4 protein-coding genes and 1 pseudogene are annotated in these 6,185 nt (G+C 43.4%); all 5 read right to left on the reverse strand.

From position 1 onward, the window contains the following. Window positions 1-54: 54 nt before the first annotated feature. Window positions 55-300 (reverse strand): annotated as a pseudogene (locus QZ375_RS13350) (recombinase family protein); the annotation flags it as partial. Window positions 301-437: 137 nt separating this feature from the next. Next, window positions 438-1,397 (reverse strand): class II glutamine amidotransferase, encoded by a 960-nt coding sequence (locus tag QZ375_RS13355; RefSeq protein ID WP_295219748.1) that lies wholly within the window; start codon window positions 1,395-1,397, stop codon window positions 438-440. Between the two features lies 1 nt (window position 1,398). Further along, a complete protein-coding gene (locus tag QZ375_RS13360; RefSeq protein ID WP_295219749.1) occupies window positions 1,399-2,517 on the reverse strand; it encodes an amidoligase family protein in 1,119 nt (372 codons plus the stop codon). Window positions 2,518-2,583: 66 nt separating this feature from the next. Next, window positions 2,584-2,868 (reverse strand): DUF960 domain-containing protein, encoded by a 285-nt coding sequence (locus QZ375_RS13365; RefSeq protein ID WP_295219750.1) that lies wholly within the window; start codon window positions 2,866-2,868, stop codon window positions 2,584-2,586. 198 nt (window positions 2,869-3,066) lie between these two features. Beyond that, window positions 3,067-6,021, reverse strand: coding sequence for a type IV secretion system DNA-binding domain-containing protein (locus QZ375_RS13370; protein ID WP_295219751.1), 2,955 nt, complete (start codon window positions 6,019-6,021; stop codon window positions 3,067-3,069). Window positions 6,022-6,185: the final 164 nt, after the last annotated feature.

The following is a 6,185-nucleotide window of genomic DNA, read 5'->3' on the forward strand; positions in this document are numbered from 1 at the left end:
TCTATTATACCATATTTGTAGCTCAATGGGAAGATTTAATCAGTGTTTCCCTAGTTCCTTTTTGATGTCGGCTTTATTCCTACTTAGTCGGTCAAGCTCTTTGATAACAAGAGTATCACCGCTTCTGAGAATCTGCTTTTTCAAATACTGATAGCCTTCACGTTCAGTATCCTTTCCGGAACACTTGTCCACAATGATATTATCTCTGCTGACACCGTAGACTATAAGTGCCTCGATTTGTCTGTCCTCGTGCTGTTCTTTGCTGGAAACACGGGCATAGCCGAATGTTCTATTGTCCATAAAAACACCTCCAATTGTCTCAAAAAGTTCTGCTGATTTTGGAACGGCCCAAAAGTCAAAAATAGACCTTTTGGCACAGGTTTTTGAGGAAAAAATGACTGCCTCAAAAAGTGTACTTTCTGAGACAGCCAAAACATTTAAAAGATTGCCGTATTGCTTTCTTGACACTGAATTGTATAAATCGTATTATGAAGAAAAGTCGCATCGCACAGCATTTCCTCGATCTCATCCGCAGAGTAGCCATAGTCCAGCAGCAAAAGAACGTCATCTTCTGTTACACCATAACAATTGCACATCTCCAGCAGCAATTCTTCCTGCTGGGTGTATTCCTCTTCCAACTCATTATACCAGTTGTACCATTTGCTGAATCGGAAGTTTTCCCTGACTTCAAATGTAGAGCAGGTCATGAAACCATAGCGGTCTATCTGCAAGATCGTGCCTTCCTCCGTGTGCAGCACTTCAAACGGGTATTTGTGGAAATCGGATTTCTGCAACGCCTTTTTCAGAATGTTTTCCGTTGAGGCATAGACATAAAGCCCTAGTTCTGCGAAGTGGAGCAGGCACATGGGATTTGACCCTTTGACAATGTAGAGCGTGTTGTTCTCGTCCAGAGCGGTAAAGCAGAAACTGCCCTGCACGGATTCTGCCATGTTCTTGAGAGAATCGATGTTCAGCTCGCCCTGCTGTTCCAGCAACTGCACTGCAACGTAGCTGTCTGTTTCAATTTGTGTTTGCGGCAAGTGCTTTTCGGTTCTGAGTTCCTTGTCGTTGTACAATACGCCGTTATGGGCAAAGGCGAAGTTCACATCGGCGTGACCATAGAACGGGTGATTGTTGTAGTTGAACTTCTCGTTGCCCTGGGTAGTCATCCTTGTGTGACCCATGACAGCTTTTGTGCCGTTGGGTGCGTTAAAGTGAATCTTGTGAGCTGGTTTTGGGCGTTTGAAAATCGTTACCTTGCCGCTCTTCACATAGGCGATACCAGAAGCATCCGTTCCACGTTCTTCCACCGCATTTGCTAACGCCTGTGTCAGCTTTTTCAGCAGCTTGTCCGATACAATGCCCTTATAGTCCAGCCAACCAAATAATGCACACATCTCAATATTCCTCCGTTTCTTCAACGCTGTCGTTGATGTACAATTGCCGCTCTTTCAAGTACTGGATCAATTCCGGTTCTGTAATATCCGCCGCAAAGTCTGACCAGGACAACTTCGCAATGCTGTCATCGGTGTTGTACATGGCTGCATCACAGATACGGTTGAACAGCTGAATGGTGGCAAGGAATGTGTTATACTTGAGCGTCCCTCTGAAAAGTCTGAATTCCACAGTATGGTAATTGCAGAGATTCACAGCGGCGTATCGACCGTTGCCGCCTTTTTTCGCCTTGTCCATGATTGCCTTGGGTGTGTGTTCGTAACCGTATCTTGCCGCCCAGCGGTTCATGGTGTATTCGGAACGGCGGCTGAATGTCAAGAGTTTATTCCAGTGATGCTCCACGAAGTACAGGATACGGCTGATTACCTCTTCTTGTTCCTCTCGATCATCGGAAAAGGCATCCCGGTTTACATGAAGATGCAAACCGCAGGTGCTTGTCTGATGAGAACGATAGCCCTGATGAATCGCACAGTGCATGATGTCCTCCCAGGGAAATTCATTGATGTGATAGTTCATGGTGCAGGGATGGGAAACCAACTCCATACCATCGTCCAGCGAGCCGTCCGTCTTGATGTAGAGCAGTTCCGCATTGGCGTTGGCGATGTCCAGGATTTCTTCGGCATAGGCATCATCTTTGCCCGCTCCGTCAATTTCCAGTTCGATGCCGAAGTAACGGTTGCCCTCTCCATAGAAAATGGGATCTGGTTTGTAACCGTATTCGTGAATCAGATCGCTCTCCTCCCGTTCGTCCTCGTAGCAGTCTCGGCAGTATGTTTCACCATTCAGATAATAGGCATCGTCCTCGTGCAGGAGAACGTCACAGCAGCTGCATCGGGTGTAATCGTGCTGGTAGCAATGCTGACAGAGGGTGGTGGTGCTGTCTCCGTAGACATCCTCGTTCCAGATGCGTTCGCCGCAGCATTCGCAGGTGGTGGTTTGATTTCCCAGACAATCGGAGCAGAGAATCTGTCCGCCCCATTCGGTGTAGTCGTCATCCTCGATCAGACAGCCGCAGCACTCGCAATACAGGTTTTCTTCAGTTGTTTTTACTTCTTCGCTCATTTGATTTTCCTCCATAAAATGAAAATTGCCCTACCGAACTGAATCGGTAGGGCTTTGTGTTTGGGTTTAATACTCTTCTGCCAGGAGCATGGTAGAATGGTCGGTATCGTCAATGACATAGACCTTTGTGGTAATGGGTTTCTCTGTAGGAATTAGGTATTCCTTGCTGTACTCCGGCTGCTCGGAAAAGTGGTGGATATGCTGTTTTCCGTCAAACGCATCAAGCTTGAACACCTGGAAATAGTCTCGTTCTTTCGGCAGTTGGTCAATGCAATTCCACAAAAACAATTGCAACTCTATCGGGATCGCTGCTTGTACACCTCTGGTCAGAAAGCGCTGGTTCTGAAACATTTTTGTTCCTCCTTTCTCTGGTTTGTTATGCTCCTATGTTCCGTCCGAAGACGGTTTTTTCTATGCGGTCGACATGATCGTATCATCAGTACCTGGCACAGATTCACTGTAATGGTATACAATTGAAAAAGCATACTGTAACAAAACGGCTCCCCTCATTTCTGAGGGAAGCCACTGCCTAAAAAATATTACGCTGTCTTATTTATCTGCAAAGGGGGAATCAGGAAGCAAGCAAGTTTTTCCGATGATTGTAGCCTCCTCTTGTGTACCGGTTTCAAAGTTTTTCATCATACCATGAATAAAGCATTCGCCCTTTCCCAGCTTATCAATTTTCCAGAGATCCTTTTTGTTCAGACTCAGTGCCTCTGCCATGGCTCTTCTGGAATTGCTGTCTGGCTTAAAGTATACATTGATGCCTGCTTGTCTCAGCGTGTGGCTTTTGTGGCCGCTGCCGATGAATTGTGTGCTGATGTTCAGACCAAGGTTATACTTTCGACCTTCCCGCATGATCTGACTAATGATACTTCCTTTCTCAAGATTCTCATTTTGGATTTCATCGATGAAAATGTTGAACTGAGGCAGATCTTCTTGTGTCAGTTTTCGATGTTTCTGTGCCTGGAGAAGGGAAGCAAGCAGCATATTGGTAAGCGGTCTCTGCGTATTCATGCTAGGCTCGTCTACTTTGATAACCACGATGTCCTTGCACGATTCCAGGAACGTGTACCAGTCTGTCATGCTTTTATTATGACCGTATTCGATAATTTCCTCAAAGACATCATTCAGCTTGCTGTAGACACTGTCCTTTGTGCTGTCACTCACTTCTGGAAAACCGATGTCCAGGACACAAAGAAGGGATTCATAATCAAAGTCCTGCTCTGCCACACATTCCTTCAGTGCCTTTTTCAAAAAGTTTATCTGGATTTGTGATGCGTTCGGCATCGCCTGACTGATGATTTCCCCAAAGCTGTTTGTTTTCTTAGTGACAGAATAATCTGGGTATGGATACATCAGATGTACTGGCAAACCGGATTTAGAAATGTCATGGAAGGAGATGTACTGCTGGATAAATTCCTTTGACAGACTCTTTTCCAACTCCTCCTTGGAGAAGGAGTCGCTGCTGTCAAAAACAATCACACGTTTTCCCTTCTTTGCCAGTCTTGCCATAAGCTGTGTCATGAAAACAGTCTTGCCCATTCCCGAAATGCCGGTGATGCAGTGATGCAGATTTTCTCCTGCTTTCAGTACTTGTCCGGCGTATTGTCCAAAGACATTCTGAACAAGCGGCAGAAAATCAGGCTCCGCTGATTTGTCCGTGAAATACTTTTTGCTGCTGAGGCTGTCGATACGTTTGCGTGTCTCAGAAGTCACCATATCGCTGTATTTGACTGCAACAAGGTTGATATGGTTTGCCATGCCGTCTGGATTGTAGACGGTCGTAGGCTTTTTGTGCCCATTTGTAGCAACCAGGCATTCGTGTTTCGCAAGCGGATTGAGGATGCCGTTTACAGTTTGAGCCTCTGTGATTTCGGGAAGAAAATAGTCTTTTAAGATGCGTTCTTCCATCAACATAAGTTCACCGTCAATGATAATGGTATCAGAACCTTTCTCGTACTGCATTTCTCTATCCAGTCTGACAATCTGAAACTTTTCTTCTGCGATAAAGTTGTTCAGCAACTTAAAAAAAGAATCAATGATGGAAAATGTCTTTCCGCCTTCAAAATCTTGCGAATCCAGAATGACTTTCTTCAGATACTCTTCAAAATCTGAACTGGGCTCAACATGGAAAATGCGTGTCCAAAGGAAGTGGACTGACAAGAGCACAGCATATGCGGTACAAAGACTGTCGGAAGAAAATGTATTCTTCTCTGCTACTTTGATCGCTCCAATATTTTTTTGCAGAAATACATCATATTCGCCAATATGACTACAGAATGTTTCTACAAAATATCGTATCATTTCATCAAGTTGCTTGGATAGCTTAGCACGTTCTTTCTCGGAATATTTCTTGCCAAAATCTTCACTCGTTTCTAGGAAAATTCCCATTCCCTGCGGCAAATAGTGCTGGATTTCATTTGAGATCACAGCAGTCATAAACGGTTTACAGTCTGCATTCGATTGAAAATCCAGAATGGTGTCAATTGCCTTTGTTCGCTTGTTACAGGTTTCGCTGACTGTATCATCAACCAATACAACGACCTCATCTTTGCTCTGTTTCAGAAGATTGGTTAGCTCGTAATTGCTCATAGTTAGCGAATAGGGCTGCTTATCTCTGTGATATGTCTTTAGAAACACGCTGGTGAGCTGTTTTGATTCAAGACCGGAAAATGAGACGGAAAGTATCGGTGTAAAATTACAGTGGATTTGTTTCATATAAGTTGACAGTGGTGCAGTACAAAGGAATGTCAAAAGGAGCTTCTCTGTATCAGAGTTCAAATGCGGTTTTACATTTGCGAGAATCGTTTCACAGGTATTGCTTACGGCAGGCAGTTGTTTCTTTCGATAAGCTTCTGAAACAAAAGGAGCGTAGATATCTGGCAAACGAGTTTCTCCGCAAACAAATTTGGCTCTTGTAAAAACGCCATCTTTTTTCTGGAAAACGATTCCTGGAAATTCAGGGATTGTGATAGCTGCTGTACAATTTTCAAGGTTATCCATAAGCAGCTGATAGAGATAATCGTTTGCAATCTGAGGCGAACATTTGACTTTGAAATGGGAAAAATATTTTATCAGCTTTCTGGCTTGAATATCTTCCTTAGGAATAATCGTTGTTTCAGAATGCGTTTTTGTTTCATAGGTAACAATAATACTTGTTTTCTTTTTTCCGTTATTGGTAGAGAAAAGAATGAAACAGTTCGTTTCTCTTAGATAGCCTACTTCTCTTTTCTTGCCGCTTGAATCTCTGCACCAGATTGTGCCCTGACTGTCACGATAGAATTCTCTGGAAGCAAGTTCTGTCTGAGCTTTCATGGATGCAATTGTTCCACAGAGACGTCTGATTGTCTCCTGATCAGTTATATGCATTCCATGTGCCGCATTTAGTTGGTTCTGGTAATTTTGATTTTGCATAGAAAGATTTGCACAATCATTTGAAAGTTGATTGCGTTCTGCAATGATATTGTTTACATCCTGGAATGGACCATATGTGTTCATCATAATTTTTTCCTTTGCATCAATATGGATTGTTTTGTTAGATCTTGCAGATCTGTTCGCTTCATGAAGTCTGTCATCAGTATAGCATCTAAAAATCTATATATCAATAGTTTATAAAAAATAGTGAAAAATAAATTTATATAAGAATGCAATATGTGTATTATTGA

This window comes from Ruminococcus sp., from assembly GCF_019417665.1.
Taxonomy (GTDB): domain Bacteria; phylum Bacillota; class Clostridia; order Oscillospirales; family Ruminococcaceae; genus Ruminococcus_C.